The sequence below is a fragment of the Acinetobacter pittii genome (assembly GCF_022449185.1).
Lineage (GTDB): Bacteria > Pseudomonadota > Gammaproteobacteria > Pseudomonadales > Moraxellaceae > Acinetobacter > Acinetobacter pittii_I.
Window position 1 is genome coordinate 508,703 of record NZ_JAKUKO010000002.1, and the last position, 26,776, is coordinate 535,478.

Genomic DNA, 26,776 nt, shown 5'->3' on the forward strand with positions numbered 1-26,776 from the left:
AATGTGATGAATGCTCAATTATGCAGACAAGATGATAAATTTGGTCAATTTGATATTTTTAGCGATCTTTAGGATGTGATCAGGTAAACTAGGCGCACTATCAACGCAGATGGGGACGTAAATGTCTGACGAAATGACCTTGGAAGAACGTAAAGTAATTTATCGAGCACGCCGCGGCTTAAAAGAAATTGACGTCTATTTTGACCCGTATGTAAAAAATTATTATTTAAAAGCTGATCCAGCAGAAAAAGCATTATTTGCGGAGCTAGTTGATCAAGAAGATCCAGATTTATTAGATTGGTTCATGGAAGTTTCTGAACCTCCACGTACTGAATTACGTGAATTTATTTATAAACTAAAACAGTATGTGCATGGCTAAACTGTTTTGATAAAAGAATTAAATTTTGAGCTGAAATATAGCCGTGTCTCGGTAATATTTCAGCTTTTTGTTGGTTTGGGTTTAGCAATTTTGCTTTATCAGTTATTAACGCCGATATGGTGGCTATGTGCTGTCATTCTTCTATTTATTGGTTTTATTTTCTTTTTAAAGCAAGCACAAATATCTCAAATTGAATATTTAGATCAAAAATTATGGTCGGTTGCATATTTCTCGAAAAAAGAAATTTACCGCGCGGAAATTACTAAAATAATTGATTATCAGTTATTTGTGGTTATTTATCTTGAAGAAACTCCTACGAACATAGCTATTGTTTGGTTCGATCAGCTTCCTATTCAGCAGTGGAAAAGATTAAAAGTTTTAGAAAAGCTCTATTAATTGTTAGACAATTCTACAATTGTATATTTATTTAAAAATTATAAAAAACAAAAACTTAATAATTGCTTTCTTCATTAAACTTCGGATTGTCTAATTAAAATATAGAAAAAAGCCAAGGAAATATGATTGTCTGACAATTTCGCGTATGGGTAGCTATTTGATCGGTTAAAGTACAAACACCAACGTAAAGTGTGTCGGAGGTCTCAAAATGGAGATGCCAACATGGTCGTTCTTGGTCATTGCCATAATTCTGGCAGTGGTGATAGGAAGAGCAGGAACTTTACTCAGGGAACATCTTAACAAAGTTAGTTTTAACAAGGTTAAGAGACAGAGGATGCGAGGTCGTCGATCAGTCAATTATTAAAATTGGTTAATCGATTAATTTCATCAAGTGTCCAGTTTATAACTGGGTGCGATTGTAGTAAGGAGGTCTCTCATGGAGATTTCAATGTGGATGTTTCTGTTAATTGCAGTCGTTATGGCTGTAGTAGTAGGAAGAGCAGGAACTTTACTTAAGGATTATATAGAACAAAAATAATATAAGCCGTTAAAAGCTTATCCCAGTTAATAAGTAGCATGTGCTGAACCGTCGCAATGCTACTTTTTTTTGCCTAAAATTTCTGTTTCCTCGAAAAACTGTCAATTTTATCTGCTGTGAAGTGTGTCAAAGTATAAGCGCTACAATTAGAGTAATTACTCTTTTATTCAAGATATGCATCTGCTAATGTACATCTGAAAAGGAAAAAACAAATTACATAGAGGACAGGAAGATGTCTAAAGTCCAAAAAATAAGCCAAGGTTTGGCGGTGAGTTTTCTTGCAGCTTCAGTTTTATCAGGTTGTTCATACGTCGTGAAAACCGGAGCAAATGTTGCTCTAGGTTTTACGGAAAAGCACGTCGTTCCACCTATTTTGGCAATGCAAGATGCTGAAATGGTATGTAATACCGGTAGTGCGTTAACACCTGCAATCATGTCTACTAAAGGGATGGGTGCAGATCCGACACGTGTTGCAGTATTAATGTATGCAGCATCAGGTGTATGTGCGGAAAATCAAGCTTTAGAACAAGAATTGCGTTATTTACGTGCTTCAAAAGCAGGGCAGGTAACTGAAGCCCAAGATGCACGTATTGCACAGAAGCGTTGGGCAGCAATTGCAGCTGAACGTCAGTATACCGGCTATAAGTTATTTGCCGATCGTTGGGAATCTAAATATAAATATCACTTAGGTGATTCTTGCCCAACGATGCGTAATGATACTGATCAAACCGTTTATTTACTTGGCATGATCAGTGGTCTTCAGGCTGTGACCAACGATATTAACTCAGGTGGTGCAGTCAATGTTCCTAAAGATATCGCTGCTATCGTAGAGCGTGGCATGGTTTGTCTAGATAATGAAAAATTCTGGGGCGCCCCTAACGCAACGCGTGCCGTTATCTGGACTTTATTGCCAGGTGCTGATGAAGGGAAGCCTGATCCATACCAAACTTTAAAACAGTCAATTCAGATTGGTGAGAAAAAAGGTGTTCGCCTATCTCATGCCTTATATGCCGTAGCTGCTCAAGCAAGCGGTGATGATGCAAAAATCCGTGATGCATTAAGATCTTATGCAGCGTCTCAAGCTGATGACAAACCTGTTAATCCTAACTTTAAGTTAATCGATAGTATGGCTGGCCTTATTGTACGTGGTATCTCTGACCGTTACTGGACTGAACATACTGGTGTACGTACCGGAGATGATGGCATGTCTCATTTCTGGGATGATAAGAATGAAGGTGCAGCAGAGCTAGATGAGTTGTTTGATGGGGGAGCCGCTTCTGAAGTTCCTGCTGATTCATCTGCTCCACCAGCAGCGCAGTAAAGAATATTTGAAAGGCTAACTTCTTGCGAGTCTATTGTTAAGTTCTACAATAATCGTAAGAAGTTTAATTTCAAGGAGTGTGCCATGAAGGATCATGTACTGAATAGTAAAGTGCTTTTGGTCGCAGTGTGCATTTCCATATCTGCTTGTCTACAGGTGTTTCCTGATACTTTTATTTATTGGCGCGAAAGTTTACTTGGCGAATTCTGGCGTTTATGGACTGCACATTGGGTACACGTTGGATGGGTTCATTTCCTTTTAAATATGATGGCATTCGCCTGTTTACCCTTTATCTTTCCACATACAAAAGCATGGCATCTTCTAAGTCTACTTTTGCTATTGCCACCCTTTATTAGTTTGGTGTTCTACTTTTATTTACCTTATATCGAAGCTTATGCGGGCCTGTCTGGCATCTTACATGGGCTCTATACAGCGGTTGCTTTAGTCTATCTGCAATATCGTAAAGAGCGAAATTTTGCTCTGCTGGTTTTAGGGTTAATTATTGCCAAACTTATATGGGAAAACACTTTTGGGCAAACAGGGACTGCTCAGTTAATAGGGAGTCCAGTTTTAACTGAGGCTCACCTATATGGAGCAATTGGTGGCGCAATCTTTGGAGGATGCTATTGGCTTTTCCAGAGATTAAAAAAGAAACATTGACAATACAAACTGTTAAAAAAGAGATTTTAGTCATTCTTTATTAATAAAGTTTGATGCAAATTTGATCGTTGAATAAAGGGATTGGTAGAAGGGGGATGGATTTAACCCCTGACCAAGAAAAATTGCATGACTCAATTCTTTAATTTTTAGGGACTTGAGAGAACAAAATTGGAATATTTATGCAAGAACATCAAGAAAAAAGATCTGGATTAGGTCTGCTGGGTTATATCTGGAACGAATGGATCTCAACATTCGTCATCCTCATTCTGCTATTAATGACGCTAATTATTGGTACCGGGGAAATGATCCACGGACAATTATTACGTATCGGGGAACGTCTATATGGCGACCCTGCTACAGGTATGCAATATTCTTTTTTGCGTGCTGAGCCTGAAAAACCAACTTGTGATCGACATCCAAATATCGAGGCTCAAGTAAAAGAACAAATGAAAGCGAATGCGTCTGATGATTTCGCGAGTTTCTTTGGAGCTGCATCGGAAAGTGATGTCCGTGCATCACTACTCGCAGCGCAGCAACAATGTGATGAAAAATATCAGTTCTATGATAAAGCTATCGCTTATATGGATGAACATCCAAGTATCCGTACGTATCGAACAATAGAAACCTCTTTTTTTGGTCTCTTTAAATTTGGTACTGAAAATAGGGCAATGCTTTTAGTTGTGATGGTTGTTTTGGCCGCGATAACTGCGACATTGAAGACACATCATATCGGTTTACGTAGCCCAGCAACGAAAATTGATTTTCGTGTATATTCAATTGCGATGTTATTTGCTAATGGCCTTTTAACATCATCAACGATTAGCCAATACCGTTCGGTAACGGGTTCGGGGGTACCTGTAGCAATTGAAATGCAAGTGATTTACTGGTTATGGATTACGTTATTTGCGATTTTGACATTAATCAGTTTATTTCAGTTGATTAAATCTCCAACCCCGACGAAAGAAGGGGGAAATCTTGGGCTTGCTTTCTTAAGTGTGCCGCTCTATGCCTATATGGCAATTATCACTGGTGTGGCGTTTACTTTCTTTATGGATTATCCAATGGGCCAAGGGATTTACCTTGGGCAATTGGTTGAATTCTCAAGTATCTTTTTAAATCTTGCCCTATTTATCTGGGCAGGTATGTTACTTAAACAAACACGTATAGTTGATTTATTTCTCAATATATTACGACCTTGGAATCTAGCACCTGAAACTTTAACTTGGTTAATTCTAATTGCAGCAGCTTTACCTACAGCTTACACAGGAGCTTCAGGTATTTTCGTTATTGCTGCTGGGGCGATTATTTATAAAGAAGTCTGGAATGCAGGTGGGCGCCGTCAATTTGCATTGGCAGCCACAGCCATGTCTGGTTCACTAGGTGTTGTTTTACGACCATGTTTGCTGATAGTTGTTGTTGCATCTTTGAATAAAGAAGTCACAACAGATATGTTATACCACTATGGGGTATATACATTTTTATTATCATCAACTTTATTTTTGATAGTTTCTTTATTTTTTGCTGAGCAAAAATTCCGTATCGCACCAGTAAAAATCGCTTTTCCAAAATCTTTACGTGCTTTTGTTCCAGTATCTCCATATATCGTTATTTTTATCCTAATCTGGTTGTTTTATAAGCATGCTTTGGCAACAGATTTAAATGAGTTCACTGCACCAGTGATGATGCCTGTGATTTTATTATTAATGGTGTTATTTGATAAGTTACGTAGGGAGCCTGCTCCGCTAGCACCAGTTGGACATTGGGATAGTACTCTTAATGTTTATACTGCTCCAACAGATGGCTCTCAACCTGTACCTCAAGTAAAGTCCACAGATGATCCACGTAATCCTGAGCGTAGAGTTTCTTTCCGATCAGCTTTACATACAGCAACAAGTGAAACTGTTGGACATATTGGTGCACTAGTTATCCTAATGGCATTGTCTGTAAGTGTCGGTGGATTCTTAGAGCGGATTGAAATTATGGAGGCTTTCCCAACAGATATTAATAGTTTATTTGTTGTAATTTCTCTTATTGTCGTTCTGATGGTCTTTGTGGGTATGATTATGGACCCATTTGGTGCTGTTATTTTAATTTCAGCAACAGTGGCACCAGTCGCATACAAATATGGAATCGATCCTGTTCATTTCTGGATGATTGCCTTAATTGGTTTTGAGCTAGGTTATATTACACCACCTGTTGCTCTGAATCATTTATTGGCAAGACAGGCGATTGGTGATGATGAGGTAGCTAGTGCTGATGCAGAAGTTCGCCATAAATCATTCTTCTACCGCTTCGAGCGATGGGTACTTCCACTAATTGTAATGGTGCCTGCAATGCTTATCATTGCTTATGCACCTTACTTCTTTAAATTATTCGGTTGGTATCACTAATTTAATGATTTGAAGTAAATTTCTTGATTAGAAAAACACCCTCTTTAAGAGGGTGTTTTTCTGGATGATACAATATGAGTATTTTGCATTCGATAACAATCTAATTTTCTTCTTAAAATTAGAAAGCTAAAGATGTATAGCTTTAGTTTTTTTAAGAGCCCATTAAAAAACTATTGCTGTTTAAGCTGAGCTTCCAGCAATTTAACTTGTTCTTCCTTGAGTTTAGTTAATTGATCCGCATCTGCATGCTGAGCTTTTAAGGTTGCTTCCTGATCTTTTAGCTGCTGATGAATATCTTCAAGTTTAGATACTTCTTCTTTTGCTAAAGACTCTTGGGCAGGGACAGGCTCTTTAAGCACATTTTCACTAACAAGTTGCTGAGAACTTGCATTTTCAGCTAAAGGTTCAGAACTTGGTAATGGCTCAGCTGGTTTCGGTTTAGCAGGAGCAGGAGTCGAGACAGGTTGTGGATCAACCAGTGGTGCTGACGACTCGGTTTTTTTAAAAAACCATTGCGCTGCAAAAAAAAGCACTACGAGAATGCTTAAGCCCCCAATTAAAATCCATAATAATTTTGAGTTTTGTTTTCTTTGTAGTGACATGTTTAAGACCTTTAGTCGGGACGACGTGGCTTGAACTGTATTACTCCAATTTCATCCGGTTCAGCAGGTGTTTCAGGCTCATCAACATGAGTCGGACGATTTTCGCTATAACCGCATTCGATACATTCAATCCATTCGTCTTCTGCGGTGGTTAGCATGATAATCCGATCCATGGCTTCACATTTTGGACATTTTGCTCCAGCAATGAAACGTTTTTTCATCTTTATCACCCTAACCACACGATCAATTTAGGCCCATAGTTTAAGCGGTTTTGTTATCATTCGTCCAACCTTGATGACGTAACAATGCGTCAATTTTAGGCTCGCGCCCACGGAAATTCACAAATGCCTCAAGCGCAGTGTCTTTTCCACCCACAGCTAGAATTGCCTGACGGAATTCTTTACCCGTTTGAGTGTTAAAAATGCCTTCATTTTCAAAACGATCAAATGCATCGCTCGCTAAAACTTCTGCCCATTTGTAAGAGTAATAACCTGCGGCATAACCGCCAGCAAAAATATGACTAAAACTATGTTGGAAACGGTTGTAGTCGACAGTAGGAACGACCGCATATTGCTTACGAATATCGTTTAAGGTTTGCTGAATTTGCTCACTGTTTAGTGCAGGTGTTTTTGTGTGAATGGTCAAGTCAAACAACGCAAATTCAAGCTGACGCAAAGTTTGCATACCAGATTGGAAGAATCGAGCATTTAATAAAGCATCTAGTAATTCTTGTGGCAAAGTCTGTTTACTATCGATGTGTTCACTTAATACGTCTAGACTTTCTTTATCCCATGACCAGAATTCCATAAACTGGCTTGGTAGTTCTACTGCATCCCAAGCAACGCCATGAGTTCCTGCAACCGAGATATTATCTACTTCGGTCAACATATGATGTAAACCATGTCCGAACTCATGGAACAAAGTAATGACTTCATCATGAGTCAATAAAGCAGGTTGGTCACCTACTGGAGGAGTAAAGTTACACACCATATAGCAAATTGGTTTTTGTAAGCCATGAAGTGTTTGCATGCGCGAGCGGAAGCCATTCATCCATGCGCCACCACGTTTGCCTGTACGTGCATAGATGTCAAAGAAGAAACCACCAATCACTTGGCCTTGGTCTTCTAATTCAAAATAACGTGCATCTGGATGCCAGACAGGTGCTTGTCTTTCAATAATGTTAATGCCGTATAGACGCTGCACAATCTGGAATAATCCCTGAATAACTTTAGGTGCAGGGAAATAAGGTTTTAATGCTTCTTGAGATAAGTTGAATTGTTGCTGTTTAAGCTTTTCAGAATAGTAAGTTGTATCCCAAGGTTTAAGCTCATCCACACCATTTTGTTTAGCAATATCTTGAAGTTCGGCAACTTCTTGAAGCGCAGGAGCACGCGCATGCTCTGCTAGGTCAACCAAAAACTCATGTACTGTTTTTACGTCTGGTGCCATTTTACTTGCAAGAGAATATTCAGCATAGTTATTGAAACCAAGTAGTTTCGCCATTTCCTGACGAAGACTCAAAATTTCTTCCATAATTTTGCTGTTATCAAACTCAGTTTGTTCAGACTGATCAGATGCGCGAGTCACATAAGCTCTATAAAGCTCTTCACGCAATTCACGGTCATCTGCATAAGTCATGATTGCAAAATATGCTGGGAAATCTAGAGTTGCGACAGCTTGGTCAAGTTCGCGTTGTTTACCATACTGTTTTAATAACTCAATATTACTTTCTGGAAGACCTTTTAACTGATCTTCGGTAAGTGGCTTAAAGTAAGCTTGTGTTGCATCAAGAACGTGATTTGAAAAATCAGAAGAAAGCTGTGAAAGACGCGCAGAAATCTCTGCATAACGTTTTTTCTCTTCGCCTTCTAAAGCGACGCCAGAAAGTTTAAAGTCACGCAAAGCTAGACGAATAGCACTTTGTTGGGCTGGGCTAAGAGACGTATAACTTTGACCATCATGGATGTATTGATAAGTTTGATAAAGCGCCGTGTGTTGACCAAGCTGAGTGTAATATTCACTTAATGCTGGTAATAACGATTGATAGACTTCTCTCGTTTCTGCATTGCTCATTACCGCGTTTAAATGCGATAAAACGCCCCATGATTCACTTAGATTATTTTCAAGTGTATCGACTTGCTCAAGTACTGCAAGTTGCTGAGCTGTATCTGTAGGTGCAGCTGTAAGAGTATTTAAAAATTCCTGACCTGCTTGAATCGCTTGTTGGATGTCTTGTTTTAAATTTTCTAATTCAATTTGATCAAAACGCGGAGTTGGTAAAGTCGCTTGCTGTAAAGTCATTGCTAATAGCCACATTATTTTTTAAACATGGTATTAGATGTAGGTCCTCTCAAGTCGGAAATCAAGCTTAATGTGTAAAATAACCCTTTTAAAAAGAAATAAGCCTCCTATTGGAGACTTATTTTTGAAACGTGATAATTATTTACTCATTATTCAGCCTTTGATTTTGCATTCGATTTTTTCTTTTTAGGCTTAGATTTTTTCTTCACCTTTTCTGATTTAGTCTCGGCTTTTGCTGAGGTTTTCTTACCAGATTTCTTGGTGTAAGAACTTGGCTTACTTTTTTCTTTCTTTTTGTGAACAGGTCGCTCACCATCACTACTGACAGTTGGTTTACTGAAAACTTCTTCAGTCGCCTGCGTAGTAGTTTTAGTTGTACGCGGCGCACGGCTACGAACTACTCGGCCTGCATGGGTAACTTGCTTAATGAGCTGGAAGTCAATTTTACGTTCTTCCAGATTGACACCAGCAACCTGAATTTTAACTTCATCACCCAAACCAAAGACTTGACCACGATTTTGACCTACTAGATTTTGGCTCGCTTGGTCATAAATAAAGAAGTCATCGCCGAGTTGGCTAATATGAATCATGCCATCGACATATAGATCTTTCAGTGTCACGAATAAACCAAATTCGGTCACCGCACTAACAATACCAATAAATTCATCACCTAGATGCTGTTGCATGTAGTGACATTTCAACCAAGTCGTTACGCTGCGAGATGCTTCATCAGCACGGCGCTCGGTTTGAGAGAAATGTTCACCTGCATCATCTAGTGCCGCACCAGAGAGTGGATAAGGCTTTTGTTTCAAATGTGCTTTAATGGCGCGGTGTAACAATAAGTCTGGGTAACGACGGATTGGTGAAGTGAAATGCGTATAAGCTTCATAAGCCAAACCATAGTGCCCTGCATTTTTTGCGCCATAATAAGCTTGCATCATTGAACGTAATAAGACGGCATGAATACTTGGTGCATCAATACGATCTTTAGTTGCTTCAATTACTCTTTGATAGTCTGCTTGAGTTGGCTGGTCAGGGAAGGGTAGACCCAGTAATTTAACAAAGTCTTTTACTTTCTGAATACGTGAGAACTCTGGAGCTTCATGCACGCGGTATAACATTGGAACATCATGTTCTAATGCATATTCAGCCGCAGCAACGTTAGCAAGTAACATGCACTCTTCAATGAGCTTATGGGCTTCATTACGTGTACGTGGCAAAATTTCTTTAATCCCACCTAACTCATCAAAAGTCATGTAAGTTTCAATGGTTTCAAATTCCATTGCATGACGATCAGCACGTAAATTTTTCAAAATCTGATAAAGCTGGAAAAGCGTATTTAAAGATTTATGAACATCACGGTCTTTTGGAATCGCATCTGTTGCGCCGTCAAAATATTGTGCCACCTGTGTATAGGTCAAACGCGCTTTTGAATGCATCACTGATGGATAAAAATCGTAACCAGTTACGCGGCCTGTACGAGAGAGTTTCAAGTCGCAGACCATACATAAGCGGTCTACATGAGGGTTCAGAGAGCATAAGCCATTTGACAAAGCCTCTGGTAGCATCGGTAATACAAAGTGCGGGAAGTATACCGAAGTACCACGTTCCTCAGCTTCTTCATTAAGGGCTGAGTCTAAGCGTACATAATGGCTAACATCAGCAATTGCGACCACTACACGATAACCGCCACCTGGACGTTTTTCTGCATAAACCGCATCATCAAAATCTCGAGCATCTTCACCATCGATCGTAACTAATGCTAAATCTCGTAAATCAATACGGCCTTCGCGGTCTTGAGCAGATGGTTCTTTAAAACTTTCAGCTTCTTTTATAACTTCATCTGGAAATTCGTAAGGTAAGCCAAACTCAAGAATAGTCTGCGGAATAATAATTTCTGTATCAGCTTTGTCGGCCATAGATTGAATAATATGCGCCGTCGCAAATTCTTCACGAGTCGGATAACTATCTATTGCGACACGTAGCATATCGCCAACATTTGCTTCAGCATGCGTTACCAGTTCTTTTTCTAAAGGAATAGGCTGGTGCTGATTTGGATTGTTGGGCTGAATAAAATATTCGCCATCATGAACCGACAATTTACCAATTAATTGTTTAACACGATGTTGTAAAACTTCTGTGATAAATCCCCAAGGTTTGCCTTTACGGTCAACCGAAGTCTGTCGCACTCTAACTCGGTCACCGTTAAAGACTAAACGTAATTCACGTTCAGGAAGTAAAAGGTCACTTTGACCATCAATATGCGCTGTGCCTAAACCTTTACTATTGATATAAACAGTTGCTTCATAGGTCGGTTGATCTGCCACCAACTGAAATTTAAACCCGTCTTTCATGATTTGACCGTCACGAACCATAGCACTTAAGCGATGACTGAGTGCTTCAATACTTTTTTGGTCATGAATATTAAAATGATCGACAAGTTCTGCATGAGATTGCGGTGTCTGCAATTGTTCCAATGTATCTAAAATAAGAGTACGGCTTGGAATAGGATTGTCATAACGTTCAGCTTCAGCTTTCGCTTCGGGGTCAGCCCAGTTTTTTGTCATGTCGTTTGGTTTCACGCTTGGCAGATAAGTTTAGCATAAGTCATGCAGACCCGAACTGCACGTTTAGGTTTGCAATAATGTGTTATGCACTACAGTATTTTGATGAAGAAATAATATCTATCTTAACAAGCGTTTGATCGAAAAAGACGAAAATAATGAGAAAATTGCTTAAAAAATAATTCATTGAACTAAAAAACAAGAAAATTTCACTATGATGACTTGAACAATAGGGTTTTAGTTTGTATTATGGCGGCTCGTTCCGGTGAGGTGGATGAGTGGCTGAAATCACTTCCCTGCTAAGGAAGCATACCTATTACTGGTATCGAGGGTTCGAATCCCTCTCTCACCGCCATTTACTTAATGCGCTCATAGCTCAGCTGGATAGAGCACTTGGCTACGAACTAAGGGGTCGGGAGTTCGAATCTCTCTGAGCGCACCAAGTAAAATAGAACGAATCGCTGAAAGGCACACAAGTTACGCGCTCATAGCTCAGCTGGATAGAGCACTTGGCTACGAACTAAGGGGTCGGGAGTTCGAATCTCTCTGAGCGCACCAACTTGAAGAATTAACCGCTTTTATAGCGGTTTTTTTGTGCCTGTTTTTTAGTACTTTAAAAAATCTAAATTTATAACTTTTTAATTATATTAGAGATAATCATAAATGAACTTAGCTTTATTTGACTTTGACGGCACGATCACTGACAGCGATACATTCAGTCTATTCCTTAAATTTTCTTTAAATAAAAAAACTCAAATACTAGGTGGTATTCGACTTGCACCTTATATAGCGGGTTATAAGTTTGGATGGGTAACCGATAGAACTATTCGAACTAAACTCTGTCAGGTGGGATACGTGGGCTATGATGCAGATTACCTAAAATATATAGGGCAAGAGTTTGCTAAAAATATTCTTCCTAGCTGTGTGCGTCAAAATGCTTTGGAGCGTATTCTTTGGCATAAACAACAAGGTGATCAGGTTGTGGTTGTATCTGCATCATTAGATGTTTATTTAGAAAGCTGGTGCCAATCTTTAGATTTAGAGGTTATATGTAATCAACTTGAAATACGTGATGGTATTTTGACAGGTGATTTTATTAATGGTGATTGTGGTTATTTAGAAAAAGTAAATAGAATAAAAAACAAATATGATTTAACTCAGTATTCTACAATTTATGCTTATGGTGATACACCTAATGATTATGCAATGTTAGAGCTGGCGCATAAGAAATATTATAGATGGGAAGAAGTGAATTAATATTTAAAGATATATTAATAAATAAAGCCACTTGTAATAAGTGGCTTTATTTTAATGACTTATATTAAACAGTATTGAAAGAGTTTTCTAAGAAGTTATCGGTAAGTAATGATGTAGGTACGATAGTATGCGTTGTATTAGTTACGCTTGATACTGTCGACGTTACTCCACCGAGTAAGCTACCACCAGTTAATCCACCTAGTAAATTAGAAATAACATCTAATCCGCCTTCACCAGTCACACCGCCCGTTAAGCTACCCACGATATCTGTTACGATGCCGATAGGGTTGTCTGTACCGCCAGTAACGCCACCAGTTAAGCCGCCTAGAAGGTCGGTCACTAAGCCAAGAGGGTTATCACCATCTACGCTACCAGTTAAACCGCCAAGTAAATCAGTGACTAAGCCTAGTGAGCTATCCCCACCAGTTACCCCACCAATAGTTCCTGTCAATCCGCCAATGATTTCTGTTACTAAACCAGTAGCAGTTGTGCCATTTGTAATTAGCGTATCGAGAACACCGGTAGCAGATTCAGTAGCACCTTGAATGTCACCACCCACTAGATCAGAAATGACTTCAAGCGTACCATTTACTGTGTCACGAGAAGTTTCGAAAGTTAGAGTACCAAGATCAGCAAGTTCAGAAACAGGATGTTCTGCTTGTGGAAGAATACTGATAATTGTATCTGCAACTGTATCAATGCCAGTGTTGATAATTTCAGTTTTTAAGCTTTCTACGCCCTGAAGAATATCAATACCGCCTTGAACAACATCAATCACTGGAGAGATTGGAGAGGTTCCACCACCGATACCACCAGTTACACCGCCAATAATGTCAGTAATTACTTCAAGTGGGTTACCGTCAACACCACCAGTTACACCGCCGATAATGTCAGTAATTACTTCAAGTGGGTTGCCGTCAACACCGCCAGTTACACCACCGATAATGTCAGTCACGACTTCAAGAGGATTGCCACTAACACCGCCAGTTACACCGCCGATGATGTCAGTAATTACTTCAAGAGGATTGCCACTAACACCGCCAGTTACACCGCCGATGATGTCAGTTACGACTTCAAGAGGGTTACCGTCAACACCACCAGTTACACCACCAATAATGTCGGTTACCACGCCAAGTGGGCTATCACCACTTGTTGCGCCGCCGATAATGTTATTAATAATTCCAGTAGCTGTTGTGCCATTTGTAATAAGCGTGCCTAGAATACCAGTGGCAGATTCAGTAGCACCTTGAATATCACCACCGACTAAATCAGAAACAGTTTCAAGAGCACCATTTACTGTATCACGAGAAGTTTCGAAAGTTAAATTGCCAAGATCAGCTAGGTCTGAAACAGGATATTCAGTTTGTGGAAGAATACCAATAATAGTATCAGCAACAGTGTCGATACCAGTATTGATGATCTCAGTTTTTAGGCTCTCTACACCTTGTAGAATATCAATGCCGCCTTGAACGACATCAATTACTGGAGCGATTGGGGATGTGCCATCACCGATACCGCCTGTTACACCGCCGATGATGTCAGTCACAACTTCAAGAGGGTTGCCATCAACGCCACCCGTTACACCACCCACTACATCGGTAACACTTCCAACCACACCAGTGACAATACCTGTAGCAGTTGTACCATTAGTGATTAATGTTTCAACGACACCAGTAGCAGACTCAGTTGCACCTTGAATGTCTCCACCCACTAGATCGGAAATGACTTCAAGCGTGCCATTTACTGTGTCACGAGAAGTTTCGAAAGTTAGAGTACCAAGATCAGCAATTTCAGAAACAGGGTGTTCAGTTTGAGGAAGGACACCAATGATAGTATCAGCGACAGTGTCGATCCCTGTATTGATGATTTCAGTTTTTAGGCTTTCAACTCCCTGAAGAATGTCGATGCCACTCTGAACAACGTCAATAACCGGAGAAATTGGAGAAGTTCCCAGATCAATACCGCCAGTTACTCCGCCAATAATATTAGTTACTGTGTCTACAGGACTTGTAGAACCGATACTGCCAGTAACAGTACCAACGGCATCAGAAACAAGGCCTGTTGTGGTTGTTGTCAGGGTGTTCGTTACCGTTGAAATTACATTAGAGAGTAAACCTGATGTAGAGATATTTACATCAGAAATGTTTATATCAGAAACGTTTACATTAACAGCGGAACCTGTGTTTACGTTTGTGTTTACCGATACAATATTACCCAAATCTTGAGTAATTTTTGATATCGAAGATACGAGATTTGTTAGTAAGAACATGTTGGTCTATTTCCTATATAATTTTGTATTTTTAAGTAAGTATTATTTATTGCGCTACATAATTAATGAGATGTGTATCTCAATAATTGGAATTTAGTATTGGTTAGATCTCAAAAGCTGTCAATGTGTATTTTTAGTCACATTTTTTGTTATTTAATAATATTTAAAGAAGTAATAATTTATTTAATTTAGACATAAAAATAATAATAATTTTTATATTATATGATTTTAACTAATTATTTTTTTAATCATATTTTCACTTATTTGAAGCATTATCTTGGTTGAATTTCAAACAGTCTTATAATGGTTAGGTTCAACCAGAAATATATTATTTATATAATGTTGACTAAAACAGTAGCCTTTATCTTTTAGATAAATGGCAAAATGCTTCAAAAATTCTATAAAACTTATTTGAAAAAAAATATTTCAGATACATCTTTGGTGAGCAAAGTTTCAATAATTTTAGCTAAAAAGCTATGTAAACTAGAGGGATGGCTAAGAACTAGACGTTTGATGACAGAAAGATGAAAAAAGGCTTCCTAAGCCTTAAAAAATGCGTATAATGCGCAACATCAAGTACGCGCTCATAGCTCAGCTGGATAGAGCACTTGGCTACGAACTAAGGGGTCGGGAGTTCGAATCTCTCTGAGCGCACCACTTGAAGAATTAACCGCTATATATAGCGGTTTTTTTGTGCCTGTTTTTTATTATTTCGATTTAAAAGCTAGTGCTCATGGCAACTAGCTCTTAAATGATTTGTAGTTGAAAAAATTAGCCAAATGTTTTAAAACGGCTTTCGTCTTCAATAAAAGCTTTTTCACCTGCTTCGCCTTCAATTGAACCAAATACTAATTGGGCTCTTAGTTTCCATTGAGCAGGAATATCAAAAGCAATATTAATTTTCTCATCGATAATTGGATTGTAATGTTGTAAAGAAGCTCCAATACCTTGTTCAGCCAATACATTCCATACTGCAAATTGGGCAATTGCTGTCGAGTGTTCAGACCAGACTGGAAAATTATCAGCATACAATTCAAATTGCTCTTGTAGACCTTTAATCACATCTTGATCTTCAAAAAATAAAACTGTACCAGCACCCGCTGCAAAACTTTGAATTTTTTGTTCAGTTCCCGCTAGTGCTTCGGCAGGAACAATCGTTTTTAATACATCTAAAACAATATTCCAGAAATTTTGATGAGACTCATTAAATAAAATCACAACGCGAGATGACTGAGAGTTAAACGCTGACGGGCTATGTTTGACTGCTTCTTGAATTAACCCTTCAATCTCCGAAGGAGTATGTTGTAAGTTTTTCCCGATCGAATAAATAGAACGACGTTTTTTAATTAATTCTAAAAAGCTTGGCTGATTGAAAAGAGGGGACTCTTGAGTGGCTTGAGTAACCACATCTTTTGAGACTGTTGCTTTTTGTTTTAAGCCAAATAATTTTGCAAAGAAAGACATGAGACATTCCACTAAGAAGTTGATGCTCTTATTGTAGAAATTTTAAAAACTGAAATAAGCTCAAAAAATATGAATCTACGTTCCATATATGCAACGTAGTTGATCTTCGAATCTCATCATAAGCTCCACTTTTAAACAAAATAAAAAATAGCCTTTGATTCATTTTAAAGCTGAAATGAATATGCTCTAATAGTTTCGATTTATTGAGTATTGATGCAGTGCAATGACTGAGCAAAAAACAGCTTTATCTTTACGTTACTATTTGAATTTAGAAGAGTCACAAGATGGATTTTCATTAGTGACATTTGGGAAAAAGCAATTTACCCGTTTTCTTACACCTGCAATTAGTATCGCAATTATTATTTGGGGATTTTATTTAGGCCTCTCTGGTGTTGGACGATATTATGTCGGGTTAGGCGTGTTTTTTCTGGTGATGCAAGGTCTGATGCGTTACTGGCTTTTACCCATGTTATTTAAGCGTCAATTTGTTCGTTACCAGTTTGGAAAGAGTGAGCAGGGAATCGACTTATATCAAGATTACTTTGAGCTTTATGCCAATGGTCGTAAGCAGGTGATGCAATATACGGATGTGCAAACTTTTGCTAAAGGTAAATTGACCTACATGCTTGAGCTAAAGAATAAAACTGTAATTATTGTACCAAAGCGCGCATTTGCACAGGTTTCAGATCAAACCATATTCGAAAATACATTTAAGAAATAAATTATTGGAATTATTAGCCGCAACAACAAAGGAAGCCTCATGAATACACGTCCTTCAAAAATCGTTTGCGTGGGCAGAAGTTACGCCGATCATGTCAAAGAATTAAATAATGCTATGCCTGACAGCCCTATATTATTTATTAAACCACCGAGTAGCTTGATTGGTTTAAATGACGGTATTTCTTGGAATCCAGCGTGGGGCAGTTGCCATTTTGAATGTGAGTTAGTGTTACGTATTGATCAACCTTTGAAAGGTGAAACTGACCCTGAAAAAGCTTTAAAAGCGATTGGAGCAGTAACTTTAGGTCTTGATTTAACAATGCGTGATTTACAGAATGATCTGAAAAGTAAAGGCCACCCATGGGAGCGAGCTAAAGCTTTTGATGGTGCTTGTGTTTTGGCAGATTGGGTTGATACAAAAGAAATTACAAATTGGCAAGAGACCAAATTCACTTTCCATATTAATGATGAATTACGTCAAGATGGTAATACTGCACTGTTAATGTTTACTATTGGTGAACTTTTAACTGATATTAATCAGGTTTTTTCACTAGAACCAGGTGATGTGATTATGACTGGTTCACCTGCTGGGGTTGGGCCATTACATGCAGGCGATCAGTTGAAAATGACATTAAAAGGTGCAACACAAGATTTTGCATGGGAAACTTTTGTAAAAGCATAACCCATTCCTAAAATTGCCAATTTTTAACCCTATTATTTTTTAATAATAGGGTTTTTTATTGAGTAGGAAAGAGTGTCTATACTATTGAAGAGTTCTACTTTCTTATTTCTCTTCAAAAATTGTTGAGAGCGGAATAGAAAGTTTTGCTGCTAAATAATCATTAGATTCGACCAAGGCAGGTCCTATTTTTTCCATCCATTCATCGTCATCGTGTACATTTAGAACATCTTCACGTAATGGCAGAGGGTATGGAAGAGCAGTGAAAAAGCTCCAGAAATCAACTTGGGATAAATTGCGCGCGAGAACATATTCATCTTTATCGGTACGTTTAACCAAATTTTGCTCTTCAAGCAAAAGTACATAAGCTGGCCAGCGGCCAATTTCTCCACGACCTAAAATTTCTAAAGCTTCTTTGTCACTTACACTCTCACCGAGTTTCTGTTTTTTATAAAACAGCTCAAGAATATCTAATAGCATTAAAACAGGGTGACGTTTTTGCTCTTTACCCGAATGAAATGCAGTTAAAGCAAAACTCACCTCTACGCCTAGCAAAATAATGTTCCATGACAGGAATATCCATAGAAGGAAAATTGGCACTGCTGCAAATGCACCATAAATAATTTCATAACTAGTGAAATTTGACATCACAAAGCTAAAGAAATTTTTGAGTATTTCAAACAGTACTGCGCTTAGACAAGCAGCAATTCCTGCTGCATAAACTGGGACTGTGCGATTGGGAATGGTCCAATATAAAATGAAGAAACCCAAAATAGTGAGGACAAAAGAAATTAGCCAGAGTAAAAATGCCCCATCAAGTTGATAACCTGTAAAGTTATTGCTTAATAAGTTCATCGATGCAACTGTTGATGAAATAACAAATGCGCTTCCTAAAATAATGGGACCTAAAGAGATGATCGTCCAATAGCGCATAAAGCCCATAATACCACTACGAGTTTCTTTTACTCGCCAAATACGGTTAAAGACGGTTTCAATTGAGGTCAGCATTAAGACAGTAGTAACGAATAAAAAAAGCACACCAATAACGGTTAAGTTGCTAGATTTTTCTGTAAAAGCATTTAGCGCTTTATCAAATGCGATCGTGCTTTTCGGTAAAAAATTACTATAGATTAAATGTTGTAGCTGTTGTCTTGCGGGTTCTAATGCTTTGATTGAAGAAATAATTACTAAAAAAACTGTTAACATCGGCACAACTGCGAATAGCGTTGTATAGGTGAGAGAGCCAGCTTGTTCACGGCACCGATCAGCTTCAAAACGCTTAAATACATATAAAACGAACTGAAACCAGGTTTTATTATAAAAAGGAAGCTTACTTAAAAAACGTTGTAACATGCGTCGTCTATCCCGATTTTTTTAATCATCATGTTGGGCGATTGATAGCTTATCAAAGTATGAGCTTAAGAACTCAAATCGTAGATTAAAGCAAAATAATAACTTATAGAATTAAAGTCGTTCTGTAAGTTTACTATGTGCTATAGAAAGAATTGTAGCCATAAACTTTTTTCAAAAAAGTAGGCTTTCTGTTGTCTGAGCAAGGGTTTACCAAAAGTAGATAAACTTTTTACTCAATGAGTCCGAGAAATTTGCTCATATTATCTTTTGTGCTACCTCATCAATCACCTCTAGAATTTCATAAAATTGGTTTCGCCAAAAAAATAAAAAATCCCGTATAGTGTCTTTTTAACAAAATTTATGAAACCGATGCAACCTTACATTCTTGTACTCTATTACAGCAAATATGGTTCTACTAAAGAAATGGCTCATTTAATTGCCAACGGTGTTGAGTCTGCGGGTATGTCAGTGAAAATTCGGACAGTACCAAATATTGCTCCAGCTGTCACAATAGCCGAGCCAAGCATTCCGGAAGAAGGTGATATCTATTGTACGTTAGATGATCTAGCGAATTGTTCAGGTTTAGCGTTAGGTTCTCCAACTCGCTTTGGCAATATGGCAAGTGAAATGAAATATTTTTGGGATCAAACAACCAGTCTTTGGCTCAATGGGGCATTACATAATAAACCTGCTTGCGTTTTTACTTCTTCTGGTTCAATGCATGGTGGGCAGGAAAGTACTTTACTCACTATGTTACCGCCGTTATTTCATCATGGCATGATGATTTTGGGATTACCTAATGCAATTCCAGCCTTATCTAATACTAAAACAGGTGGAACACCTTATGGCGCAAGCCATGTAAGTGGACCGCGTCATGACCAGAACTTAAGTCAGGATGAAAAGATTTTGTGTGAAGCGCAAGGCAAACGTTTAGGAGAGATTGCTAAAAAGCTTTTAGATTAATTTTGAGCAAATAAAAAAGAGCGGATATCCGCTCTTTTTTAGGTGTACATTTTATTCTTTTACAAAAGTAACTTTGCCATCTGTAAGAGAGTGAACACGTGCTAATGATTCAACGCGGTAGCCTTTTTCAAGCAATAAATCACGACCTGGTTGGAATGATTTCTCAATCACAATACCCACACCTACAACTTCTGCATTTGCTTGGTGAATTAAATCAATCAGGCCTAATGCTGCTTGACCATTTGCCAAGAAGTCATCAATAACTAATGCTTTATCAGTTGAATGAAGATGTTTATTTGAAATCGCAATCGTGCTTTCAGTTTGTTTAGTAAAACTAAATACTTTAGAGCGATATAAGTCATCTTTTAAGGTCAATGACTGATATTTACGAGCGAAAATCACAGGTACACCAAGTTCCAAACCTGCCATGATTGCAGGTGCAATACCTGATGCTTCAATGGTAATAATCTTGGTAATCCCTGCATCTTTAAAGCGAGCGGCAAATTCTTTACCAATCTGCTGCATTAATACAGGATCAATTTGGTGGTTTAAGAAAGCGTCGACTTTCAAGACTTGATCAGATAGAACGATACCTTCTGTTAAGATTTTCTGTTCTAGTGCGTGCACGAGAGAATCCTCTAGACGGATGCTTTTTAAAGCAAATGCGTATTTTAAAAAGCATCCAAAAAAATGCAAGCTTTAATTCGTTTTACCTGAATAACTTGTTAATAACAATCCATAAGAAGTTTTACCATCAATATGACTGACTTTAACTGGTAAATAATCTAATTTCGGTGCTAACCAAAAGATTGTACTGCGTTCAGGTTTGTTGTGTTGTAAAACCACTTTAATGGTATCGAATGTTCCATAAGAGGTTTTAATTTTCTCATTACCTTGTTTTACAAATCGACGGTTTTCAACTTCTTTTGCATCTGCAAGTGGATAAGAGGACTTCAGTGAACCATTTTTTAAGTCTTCACGCAGTTGTAACTCTGCGTTTAACTCATCAAGGACGCCTGCCTGCCAAGCAAATGAACGAGCTTTATCATCTTTCTTGGTAGAGATAGTTTTGCTATTTGGATTAAAGTTAATACTCATGGTGTTGTTATGAATCAAAATTTTGCTGGTACGGCTAAAACTTTGAGACCCAATTTTACCATTGGTGAAACTAAATTTACTTGTTTCACTTGCGGATGCAATTCCACCTGCTTTTGCAGTGAATTTATAAGTCCAGTTATTCCCTTGCTGGCTTAAGGCACGTGTAGCCGACCCCATACCTTTATTATTATAAGTAAACTGATAATTTGCCTGAAATGGGCTCATGGCAAGTGCATGGCTTGAGAAGCCTGCAAAAAGCAAAGTTGTTGAAATACCTGTTGCGATGCCAAATGATTTCAGAAATTTTGTTGCCATAAGTAAATATCCTTGTACAGACTAAAAAGTCAGTGCTGATGCATCTGTAACTTAAACATATTATGCCTGTTGATCATGGAGAAAAAATCAGGATTTATGCTAAATGTGTAATCTATTTGTGTTTTTTGGCAGTCAATTCATCTTCATTTATAAATGGTTTATTCATCTTTCTGCTGAATTGGTGTTATTTCAGAATCTGCAAATTCTTCTTCAAAATCGTCGTCCTGATCACGAGAAAGCAAGGCTGCTAAATTCACATTTCCAAATACAACTAACTCAGCTTCACGAACTCGTGCGTAATTTATATGTACTTTGCCTAATGTCTCGATGATGCTGGCTTTTTTGCCAAACCAACGGTTGAGATCAAGAAATATGAGTTCATCGCGTTCTTCTGCTACATTGAAACGTTCAAGAATCATCCCCAAAGGATCTTTTTTCAAAATTTTATGGTAGTAAAAAACTGCGGCTTTTACGGCGATCTTTTGCCAAAAGTTTTTATATTTCGCTTCAATAATTTGTGTATTACTAATTTGTTCAAAAACTAAAAGTTGTTGTTCTTTATTAAATTCCATCTGGATCAGTTTTAAATCAACCGATAATGTGGTTTCTAAACCTTTTACATGCATGGTTGCATATAATCTTAACCAGTCATGATAAAGATCTGCATGTAGGTCATCTAAAAACTCAACATTATTGGTCACGTAACGTTGCAAAGTAGCATTCAGAAAGGTTTGCGATAATGTAAAATCTCTTTCTTCCTCAATGAATGCTTCTGCTTTTTTATAGACTTTTTGAAGGCGTCTGACTAATGAGGAAAATAGCGTTTGCATAAAAGAACTTCCAGAAGATAATTTACTAAAGAGCCAACACAATCTTTATTATGATAAAAAACGGGTTTTGATATTGCAGTGTAACAAATTTAATTGATACATTTTGACAAAATGAAAATGGATAAAACCCTATATTTGAAGTGAATCACACTTTTATCCATATTTGAATATCAGTTTGTATTTTATTCGGTATTAAACCGTGGGGAAAAGGCATCTATATGCTTTTAAGATTATGTTGAACAAAAGAAGTTTATCCATAGAGCCTTTTCATCATTGGTGGCAAGACCGAGTCTTTATTGTTGCAACAATATTGGCAATCTTACTGCATATTTTTGTATTGCTCATTCACTTTGCCATGCCTAGTCCATCAGAGCAATCTACTAAAGAAATTGCAATTTCAATTCGGCCAAGCAATGAGCCAGTTGTTCAGGCAGATTTTTTAGCGCAAGCAGATCAACAAGGCTCGGGCGCATTTCGTGAAGCTCATCGGACTTCTAGTGATACTCCAAATCCGATGCCTAATGATGCTTCAACTGGAGATACTGAGTTAGAGAGTTTGCAAAAGATTCAGCAACAAAGAGAGCTTAAATTTGAAGAAAAAGTTTTAATGACGGTTTTGAGTTGGCAGAAACAAGCTGATGCGAGTCAAAGGAAAAAAGAACTAGAACAATTACAAAGTCAATTTCAGGCAAAAGCTGCAATGGTCGCGAGCCTAGAAGCTCAATATTTACAACGTCAGCAAGATTTCAGTCGTCAACAAAAAATAAAAACAGTCGATGGTATTCAAGCCAAGAAAGATGCTTCAGCAGCTTATTTAGATAAGTTCCGTGAAAAAGTAGAGTTGTATGGTAATCGCTATTATCCGGAAGAGGCCAAACAACAACAGCTAAGAGGTGAAGTGCGTTTAATGGTTATTTTGAATGCTCAAGGCGGAATTCGTGCAATCCGACTGCTTGAAAGCTCAGGGCATTCAGTTTTAGATGAAGCTGCAAAAGCTTCTGTACGTCGTGGTGCGCCATTTGGTCGTTTTGATAGCAATATGAAAGATATTTCTGAGCTACGTATTATTCGTACTTGGCGTTTTGATCCAGCTGAAGCTGAATTTGAAGTTCATTAATGAAAAATGTGGATAACTTGTAGGATATCCACATTTTTTAATGATCACATTATTCCTAATAAGGGTTAGCAATATCGAGTTTTGCTAAAATTTCAATTTCTAAGCCTTCCATCTCTTCAGCATCTTCATCACTGGTTTCATGGTCATAACCAAGCAAATGTAAAACACCATGTACTAACAGATGTGCAAAATGATTTTGGGCAGTTTTTTGCTGCTCTAATGCTTCTTGTAATACCACTGGAATACAAATAACCAAATCACCCAATGGTAAGGCATCTAGCATTGGTAGAACTTCTTCTGGAATATCACTTGGAAAAGATAAAACATTAGTTGGTTTATCTTTTTCTCGGTACTGCAAATTGAGTTGCTGGCTTTCATCCAGATCAACGCAAGCAACTCCAATTTCACAATCTTCTTTATAACCAACGTGGCGTAAAGTTGTCTCAATAATTTTTTTGAGTTGAGCTCGTTTGAGCTCTAACTCAGGTGATTGAAAGTCTTGTTGTAAACTTAAACTGATTTTCAAAATGAATCCTTAGGGTCTGTTGAACATTCACAGATGATTGCGACATCGAGTGTTTTTTAGATGATACTAGGCGTGGACTATGAGATTTAGTTATTCTAAATGAATAGTTCACAACGACGTAGCAGCAAAAAACACTTTTGTCCCGAAGGGTTGTGGCTAAAATTATCTCAGACTACGTTATGAAACTTGGAAAGGGGCTCGCCATTCCCTACATTTCATGCCTTGCCTGCTTAATTGTAGCCGACAACGCAATCCAATTTTGAATATTCAACAAACCCTAGGCATCCTGATGTTGCAAGTCTGCTGCTGTATCGTTTTCAGCAACTAATGCTTCTTGACGTGCTTTACGTTCAGCACGTGCTTCAGCATTAAGACGCTGTTGTTCACCATCCCAACCTTCATACGCTTCAACAATTTTTTGAACAAGTTGATGACGTACAACGTCACGGGAATGGAAACGGGTAATATGAATTTCTTTAATGTTCTCGAGTACACGTAGTGCATGTGCCAAACCAGATTGTTGGCCTCGAGGTAAATCTACTTGGGTAATATCACCTGTAATCACTGCACGAGAACCAAAACCTAAACGGGTCAAGAACATTTTCATTTGTTCAGGCGTTGTGTTTTGAGCTTCATCCAAAATTACAAATGAATGGTTAAGTGTGCGACCACGCATATATGCAAGAGGTGCAACTTCAATCACTTGACGCTCAATTAACTTGGCAACTTTTTCGAAGCCGAGCATTTCGTAAAGAGCATCGTAAAGAGGGCGTAGGTATGGGTCGATTTTCTGAGTTAAATCACCCGGTAGGAAACCTAGCTTTTCTCCAGCTTCTACAGCAGGACGTACAAGTAAAATCCGTTGGATTTCGTTACGTTCGAGCATATCTACTGCGGCGGCAACTGCTAAATAGGTTTTACCTGTACCCGCAGGGCCAACACCAAAAGAAATATCGCTTTGCAAAATACGCTGTACGTAGCGTTTTTGATTAGCACCACGTGGATTAATACGACCTTTACGAGTCTGGAAGTAGACATCCATTGGTGCATCATGCTCATCCATCTCTTCTCCAACCAACTCGAAATTACGTTCAGTTTGCGAAGATTGAATTAACAGATGTAATAGATCGGCACTAATTTGCTGGGATACCTCAGACTCTTCATAGAGTCGTTGCAATAATGCTTCGGCTCTCCCAACAGCATCAATCTCACCATCGATATGAAAAACATCTCCACGATGAGTAATTTTGACATCTAAACGCTGTTCAATTTGCTTAAGGTGCCCATTATAGGCACCCAAGATGCTCTTTAAACGTTCCATTGAAACTTCAGGAAATGTTACGGTACGTCGAATCGCTGCAGTCAAGAGAAAACCTTTCAGTAGACTTTAGAATACCTCTACATTACGCCACGTCAGGCTCAAGATTCAAGAGTTCACCGTAAACTAAATTTAAAGTTTTAATTTCAGTAATCTCGATCTCTGCAAAACGACCAACCCAAGCAGCATCACCTACAAAAGTGACTAGACGTGTATTATCGGCTGTACCTAGTAAAATATTAGGGTCTTGATCAGAGACTTTTTCAATAAGAACACGTTCAATTTTGCCAAGCATTGCATCAGTTTTTTCAATGCTAGACTGTTTAATCACTTTTTGAACTTGAGCTAAACGTTCTTTTTTAACGTGTTCAGGCGTAGTATCAGGTAAGTCTGATGCAGGTGTACCCGGACGTTTTGAATAAACAAAGCTATATGAGTGATCAAAATCTAAGTCTTTGATAAATTGAAGTGTTTCGGCGAAGTTTTCATCAGTTTCACCAGGAAAACCAATAATAAAGTCACTCGATAAGTGCATATCTGGACGAATTTTGCGTAGCTTCGCAATTTTATCGATATAAACATCAATCGTATGATTTCGCTTCATTGTCTGTAAAACATCATTAGATCCACTTTGAACAGGCAAGTGTAAATGTGACACCATTTGAGGCAAATCTTCATAACACTGAATTAGCTCGTCAGAGAACTCAAGTGGGTGCGATGTTGTATAACGTAAACGTCCAATACCTGGAATTTCTGCAACGAGTCGTAACAATTCAGGGAAAGTACAGATGCCACCTTCGAAGGTTTCTCCGCGGTAACCATTTACATTCTGACCCAGAAGTGAAATTTCACGTACACCTTTTTCAGCAAGACCTGCAATTTCTGCAAGTACATCATCTAATGGACGAGAAACTTCTTCACCGCGTGTATATGGAACTACACAGAAAGAACAGTATTTAGAGCAGCCTTCCATAATAGAAACGAATGCTTTAAAACCTTCTACACGTGGTTCAGGTAAAAAGTCGAATTTTTCAATGTCTGGGAAAGAAATATCAACCAGTTTGATTTTATCTTTTCTAGGTTTTTCTACTTGAGCATTATGTTGATCAAGCATTTGTGGTAAACGGTGTAATGTTTGTGGACCAAAAATCATGTCTACATAGGGTGCACGTTTTTGAATGTTGTCACCTTCTTGAGAGGCAACACATCCACCGACACCAATCACAAGATCAGGGTTTTTATCTTTTAGTTTGCGCCAGCGGCCTAATTCACTAAATACTTTTTCCTGCGCTTTTTCGCGAATAGAACATGTATTCATGAGCAGAATGTCTGCTTCATTAGGGTTGGTCGTCAAAACGTAGCCGTGAGAATCCCCTAAAAGGTCTGCCATACGGTGACTGTCATACTCATTCATCTGACACCCTTGAGTTTCAATATAAAGTTTTTTTATTGAAACATCAGTGGTGTGCGTTGGCTGGGTAACAGTGTTTTCTGAGGCAGCTTTGGCACCATTGGGAATGAAGGTTTGAACCGTCATGCAGGCTCCTAACAGATCGATCTAAAAAGAATAAATTGGCCCAAAATGGGTCAAACCATTTATTATAGCAGTATTTGAGTTGAACCGATAACAGTAAACTTTCAGAACATGACAAGGTTTTTGTGAAGTAAATTTAGGTGGATTTTAATGATGTTGAATCATAGAGTTACATAACACAA

Annotated in this window: 23 protein-coding genes, 4 tRNA genes and 1 pseudogene; 15 read left to right on the top strand and 13 right to left on the bottom strand. The window is 38.2% G+C overall.

Annotated elements, in window-relative coordinates:
- Window positions 1-121: 121 nt before the first annotated feature.
- The 5 genes from MKX14_RS08510 (at window position 122) to MKX14_RS08530 (ending at window position 5,684) form a co-directional block, all read left to right on the top strand.
- On the top strand, window positions 122-379 hold the full coding sequence (locus MKX14_RS08510; RefSeq protein ID WP_002117064.1) for a succinate dehydrogenase assembly factor 2: 258 nt from the start codon (window positions 122-124) through the stop codon (window positions 377-379).
- 6 nt (window positions 380-385) lie between these two features.
- Window positions 386-775 carry a hypothetical protein gene (locus MKX14_RS08515; protein WP_046811826.1) on the top strand — a complete coding sequence of 130 codons (390 nt, stop codon included), beginning with the start codon at window positions 386-388 and terminating at the stop codon, window positions 773-775.
- Window positions 776-1,545: 770 nt separating this feature from the next.
- Window positions 1,546-2,634, top strand: coding sequence for a hypothetical protein (locus MKX14_RS08520; RefSeq protein ID WP_014207738.1), 1,089 nt, complete (start codon window positions 1,546-1,548; stop codon window positions 2,632-2,634).
- An 84-nt stretch (window positions 2,635-2,718) separates the two neighbouring features.
- Complete coding sequence (rrtA, locus tag MKX14_RS08525; RefSeq protein WP_046813602.1) at window positions 2,719-3,294, top strand: rhombosortase; 576 nt, start codon at window positions 2,719-2,721, stop codon at window positions 3,292-3,294.
- A 179-nt stretch (window positions 3,295-3,473) separates the two neighbouring features.
- Complete coding sequence (locus MKX14_RS08530) at window positions 3,474-5,684, top strand: TRAP transporter large permease subunit (RefSeq protein WP_046813601.1); 2,211 nt, start codon at window positions 3,474-3,476, stop codon at window positions 5,682-5,684.
- Window positions 5,685-5,854: 170 nt separating this feature from the next.
- Here MKX14_RS08530 and MKX14_RS08535 read toward each other — a convergent pair whose 3' ends face one another.
- From MKX14_RS08535 to rnr, 4 genes are all read right to left on the bottom strand, one after another.
- Window positions 5,855-6,286: a hypothetical protein gene (locus MKX14_RS08535; protein WP_240282247.1), complete on the bottom strand. Its 432-nt coding sequence runs from the start codon at window positions 6,284-6,286 to the stop codon at window positions 5,855-5,857.
- Between the two features lie 11 nt (window positions 6,287-6,297).
- Window positions 6,298-6,507: a YheV family putative zinc ribbon protein gene (locus tag MKX14_RS08540; RefSeq protein ID WP_002117042.1), complete on the bottom strand. Its 210-nt coding sequence runs from the start codon at window positions 6,505-6,507 to the stop codon at window positions 6,298-6,300.
- Between the two features lie 40 nt (window positions 6,508-6,547).
- Window positions 6,548-8,602: a M3 family metallopeptidase gene (gene prlC, locus MKX14_RS08545; RefSeq protein WP_240282248.1), complete on the bottom strand. Its 2,055-nt coding sequence runs from the start codon at window positions 8,600-8,602 to the stop codon at window positions 6,548-6,550.
- A gap of 134 nt (window positions 8,603-8,736) precedes the next feature.
- Window positions 8,737-11,154, bottom strand: a complete 2,418-nt coding sequence (rnr, locus tag MKX14_RS08550; RefSeq protein WP_005078314.1) for a ribonuclease R — start codon at window positions 11,152-11,154, stop codon at window positions 8,737-8,739.
- A 261-nt stretch (window positions 11,155-11,415) separates the two neighbouring features.
- On the opposite strand from rnr, the gene MKX14_RS08555 reads away from it, so the two are divergent.
- The 4 genes from MKX14_RS08555 to MKX14_RS08570 all read left to right on the top strand — a co-directional run bounded on the left by MKX14_RS08555 (window position 11,416) and on the right by MKX14_RS08570 (window position 12,408).
- Window positions 11,416-11,506: transfer RNA gene (locus tag MKX14_RS08555), tRNA-Ser, on the top strand.
- 10 nt (window positions 11,507-11,516) lie between these two features.
- A tRNA-Arg gene (locus MKX14_RS08560) sits at window positions 11,517-11,593 on the top strand.
- A 39-nt stretch (window positions 11,594-11,632) separates the two neighbouring features.
- Window positions 11,633-11,709: transfer RNA gene (locus MKX14_RS08565), tRNA-Arg, on the top strand.
- A 105-nt stretch (window positions 11,710-11,814) separates the two neighbouring features.
- Window positions 11,815-12,408 carry an HAD-IB family hydrolase gene (locus MKX14_RS08570; RefSeq protein ID WP_240282249.1) on the top strand — a complete coding sequence of 198 codons (594 nt, stop codon included), beginning with the start codon at window positions 11,815-11,817 and terminating at the stop codon, window positions 12,406-12,408.
- A 64-nt stretch (window positions 12,409-12,472) separates the two neighbouring features.
- Here MKX14_RS08570 and MKX14_RS08575 read toward each other — a convergent pair whose 3' ends face one another.
- Window positions 12,473-14,677 carry a beta strand repeat-containing protein gene (locus MKX14_RS08575; protein ID WP_240282250.1) on the bottom strand — a complete coding sequence of 735 codons (2,205 nt, stop codon included), beginning with the start codon at window positions 14,675-14,677 and terminating at the stop codon, window positions 12,473-12,475.
- 372 nt (window positions 14,678-15,049) lie between these two features.
- Here MKX14_RS08575 and MKX14_RS08580 point away from each other — a divergent pair.
- Both MKX14_RS08580 and MKX14_RS08585 read left to right on the top strand, forming a co-directional pair.
- Window positions 15,050-15,166, top strand: a pseudogene (locus MKX14_RS08580) (hypothetical protein); the annotation flags it as partial.
- 91 nt (window positions 15,167-15,257) lie between these two features.
- Window positions 15,258-15,334 (top strand) — tRNA-Arg (locus MKX14_RS08585).
- Window positions 15,335-15,448: 114 nt separating this feature from the next.
- Here MKX14_RS08585 and MKX14_RS08590 read toward each other — a convergent pair.
- Window positions 15,449-16,141 carry a nitroreductase family protein gene (locus tag MKX14_RS08590; RefSeq protein WP_068544663.1) on the bottom strand — a complete coding sequence of 231 codons (693 nt, stop codon included), beginning with the start codon at window positions 16,139-16,141 and terminating at the stop codon, window positions 15,449-15,451.
- 223 nt (window positions 16,142-16,364) lie between these two features.
- Here MKX14_RS08590 and MKX14_RS08595 point away from each other — a divergent pair, with 223 nt between their 5' ends.
- Entirely contained in the window at window positions 16,365-16,862 is a 498-nt protein-coding gene (locus MKX14_RS08595; RefSeq protein WP_005804627.1) for a YcxB family protein, read from the top strand.
- A gap of 39 nt (window positions 16,863-16,901) precedes the next feature.
- Window positions 16,902-17,543, top strand: a complete 642-nt coding sequence (ycgM, locus tag MKX14_RS08600) for a fumarylacetoacetate hydrolase family protein (protein ID WP_005078301.1) — start codon at window positions 16,902-16,904, stop codon at window positions 17,541-17,543.
- A 102-nt stretch (window positions 17,544-17,645) separates the two neighbouring features.
- On the opposite strand, the gene MKX14_RS08605 is transcribed toward ycgM, so the two are convergent.
- Window positions 17,646-18,893 (bottom strand): YihY family inner membrane protein, encoded by a 1,248-nt coding sequence (locus MKX14_RS08605; RefSeq protein WP_002119535.1) that lies wholly within the window; start codon window positions 18,891-18,893, stop codon window positions 17,646-17,648.
- 360 nt (window positions 18,894-19,253) lie between these two features.
- On the opposite strand from MKX14_RS08605, the gene wrbA reads away from it, so the two are divergent.
- Window positions 19,254-19,856, top strand: a complete 603-nt coding sequence (gene wrbA, locus MKX14_RS08610; protein WP_079381004.1) for an NAD(P)H:quinone oxidoreductase — start codon at window positions 19,254-19,256, stop codon at window positions 19,854-19,856.
- 51 nt (window positions 19,857-19,907) lie between these two features.
- Here wrbA and xpt read toward each other — a convergent pair whose 3' ends face one another.
- The 3 genes from xpt to MKX14_RS08625 form a co-directional block, all read right to left on the bottom strand.
- A complete protein-coding gene (xpt, locus tag MKX14_RS08615) occupies window positions 19,908-20,483 on the bottom strand; it encodes a xanthine phosphoribosyltransferase (protein ID WP_002119547.1) in 576 nt (191 codons plus the stop codon).
- Window positions 20,484-20,555: 72 nt separating this feature from the next.
- The gene (locus MKX14_RS08620; RefSeq protein WP_108010062.1) at window positions 20,556-21,269 is read right to left on the bottom strand and encodes a DUF3108 domain-containing protein; all 714 of its coding nucleotides are present in this window, start codon (window positions 21,267-21,269) and stop codon (window positions 20,556-20,558) included.
- Between the two features lie 158 nt (window positions 21,270-21,427).
- Complete coding sequence (locus tag MKX14_RS08625; RefSeq protein WP_002119526.1) at window positions 21,428-22,099, bottom strand: hypothetical protein; 672 nt, start codon at window positions 22,097-22,099, stop codon at window positions 21,428-21,430.
- Window positions 22,100-22,331: 232 nt separating this feature from the next.
- Between MKX14_RS08625 and MKX14_RS08630 the strand changes: the two genes are divergently transcribed.
- Window positions 22,332-23,216: an energy transducer TonB gene (locus MKX14_RS08630; protein ID WP_133482094.1), complete on the top strand. Its 885-nt coding sequence runs from the start codon at window positions 22,332-22,334 to the stop codon at window positions 23,214-23,216.
- A 55-nt stretch (window positions 23,217-23,271) separates the two neighbouring features.
- Here MKX14_RS08630 and ybeY read toward each other — a convergent pair whose 3' ends face one another.
- The 3 genes from ybeY to miaB form a co-directional block, all read right to left on the bottom strand.
- Window positions 23,272-23,742: an rRNA maturation RNase YbeY gene (ybeY, locus tag MKX14_RS08635; protein WP_133482095.1), complete on the bottom strand. Its 471-nt coding sequence runs from the start codon at window positions 23,740-23,742 to the stop codon at window positions 23,272-23,274.
- Between the two features lie 277 nt (window positions 23,743-24,019).
- Entirely contained in the window at window positions 24,020-25,108 is a 1,089-nt protein-coding gene (gene phoL, locus MKX14_RS08640) for a PhoH family protein (RefSeq protein WP_004705435.1), read from the bottom strand.
- A 37-nt stretch (window positions 25,109-25,145) separates the two neighbouring features.
- Complete coding sequence (miaB, locus tag MKX14_RS08645) at window positions 25,146-26,597, bottom strand: tRNA (N6-isopentenyl adenosine(37)-C2)-methylthiotransferase MiaB (protein WP_240282251.1); 1,452 nt, start codon at window positions 26,595-26,597, stop codon at window positions 25,146-25,148.
- Between the last annotated feature and the right edge of the window lie 179 nt (window positions 26,598-26,776).

Bases quoted from the DNA above. Each gene is read 5' to 3' on its own strand.
- MKX14_RS08510 (WP_002117064.1), top strand. From the start codon at position 122: ATGTCTGACGAAATGACCTTGGAAGAACGTAAAGTAATTTATCGAGCA.
- MKX14_RS08520 (WP_014207738.1), top strand. From the start codon at position 1,546: ATGTCTAAAGTCCAAAAAATAAGCCAAGGTTTGGCGGTGAGTTTTCTT.
- rrtA (WP_046813602.1), top strand. From the start codon at position 2,719: ATGAAGGATCATGTACTGAATAGTAAAGTGCTTTTGGTCGCAGTGTGC.
- MKX14_RS08530 (WP_046813601.1), top strand. From the start codon at position 3,474: ATGCAAGAACATCAAGAAAAAAGATCTGGATTAGGTCTGCTGGGTTAT.
- MKX14_RS08535 (WP_240282247.1), bottom strand. From the start codon at position 6,286: ATGTCACTACAAAGAAAACAAAACTCAAAATTATTATGGATTTTAATT.
- MKX14_RS08540 (WP_002117042.1), bottom strand. From the start codon at position 6,507: ATGAAAAAACGTTTCATTGCTGGAGCAAAATGTCCAAAATGTGAAGCC.
- prlC (WP_240282248.1), bottom strand. From the start codon at position 8,602: ATGTGGCTATTAGCAATGACTTTACAGCAAGCGACTTTACCAACTCCG.
- rnr (WP_005078314.1), bottom strand. From the start codon at position 11,154: ATGACAAAAAACTGGGCTGACCCCGAAGCGAAAGCTGAAGCTGAACGT.
- MKX14_RS08570 (WP_240282249.1), top strand. From the start codon at position 11,815: ATGAACTTAGCTTTATTTGACTTTGACGGCACGATCACTGACAGCGAT.
- MKX14_RS08575 (WP_240282250.1), bottom strand. From the start codon at position 14,677: ATGTTCTTACTAACAAATCTCGTATCTTCGATATCAAAAATTACTCAA.
- MKX14_RS08590 (WP_068544663.1), bottom strand. From the start codon at position 16,141: ATGTCTTTCTTTGCAAAATTATTTGGCTTAAAACAAAAAGCAACAGTC.
- MKX14_RS08595 (WP_005804627.1), top strand. From the start codon at position 16,365: ATGACTGAGCAAAAAACAGCTTTATCTTTACGTTACTATTTGAATTTA.
- ycgM (WP_005078301.1), top strand. From the start codon at position 16,902: ATGAATACACGTCCTTCAAAAATCGTTTGCGTGGGCAGAAGTTACGCC.
- MKX14_RS08605 (WP_002119535.1), bottom strand. From the start codon at position 18,893: ATGTTACAACGTTTTTTAAGTAAGCTTCCTTTTTATAATAAAACCTGG.
- wrbA (WP_079381004.1), top strand. From the start codon at position 19,254: ATGAAACCGATGCAACCTTACATTCTTGTACTCTATTACAGCAAATAT.
- MKX14_RS08620 (WP_108010062.1), bottom strand. From the start codon at position 21,269: ATGGCAACAAAATTTCTGAAATCATTTGGCATCGCAACAGGTATTTCA.
- MKX14_RS08625 (WP_002119526.1), bottom strand. From the start codon at position 22,099: ATGCAAACGCTATTTTCCTCATTAGTCAGACGCCTTCAAAAAGTCTAT.
- MKX14_RS08630 (WP_133482094.1), top strand. From the start codon at position 22,332: ATGTTGAACAAAAGAAGTTTATCCATAGAGCCTTTTCATCATTGGTGG.
- miaB (WP_240282251.1), bottom strand. From the start codon at position 26,597: ATGACGGTTCAAACCTTCATTCCCAATGGTGCCAAAGCTGCCTCAGAA.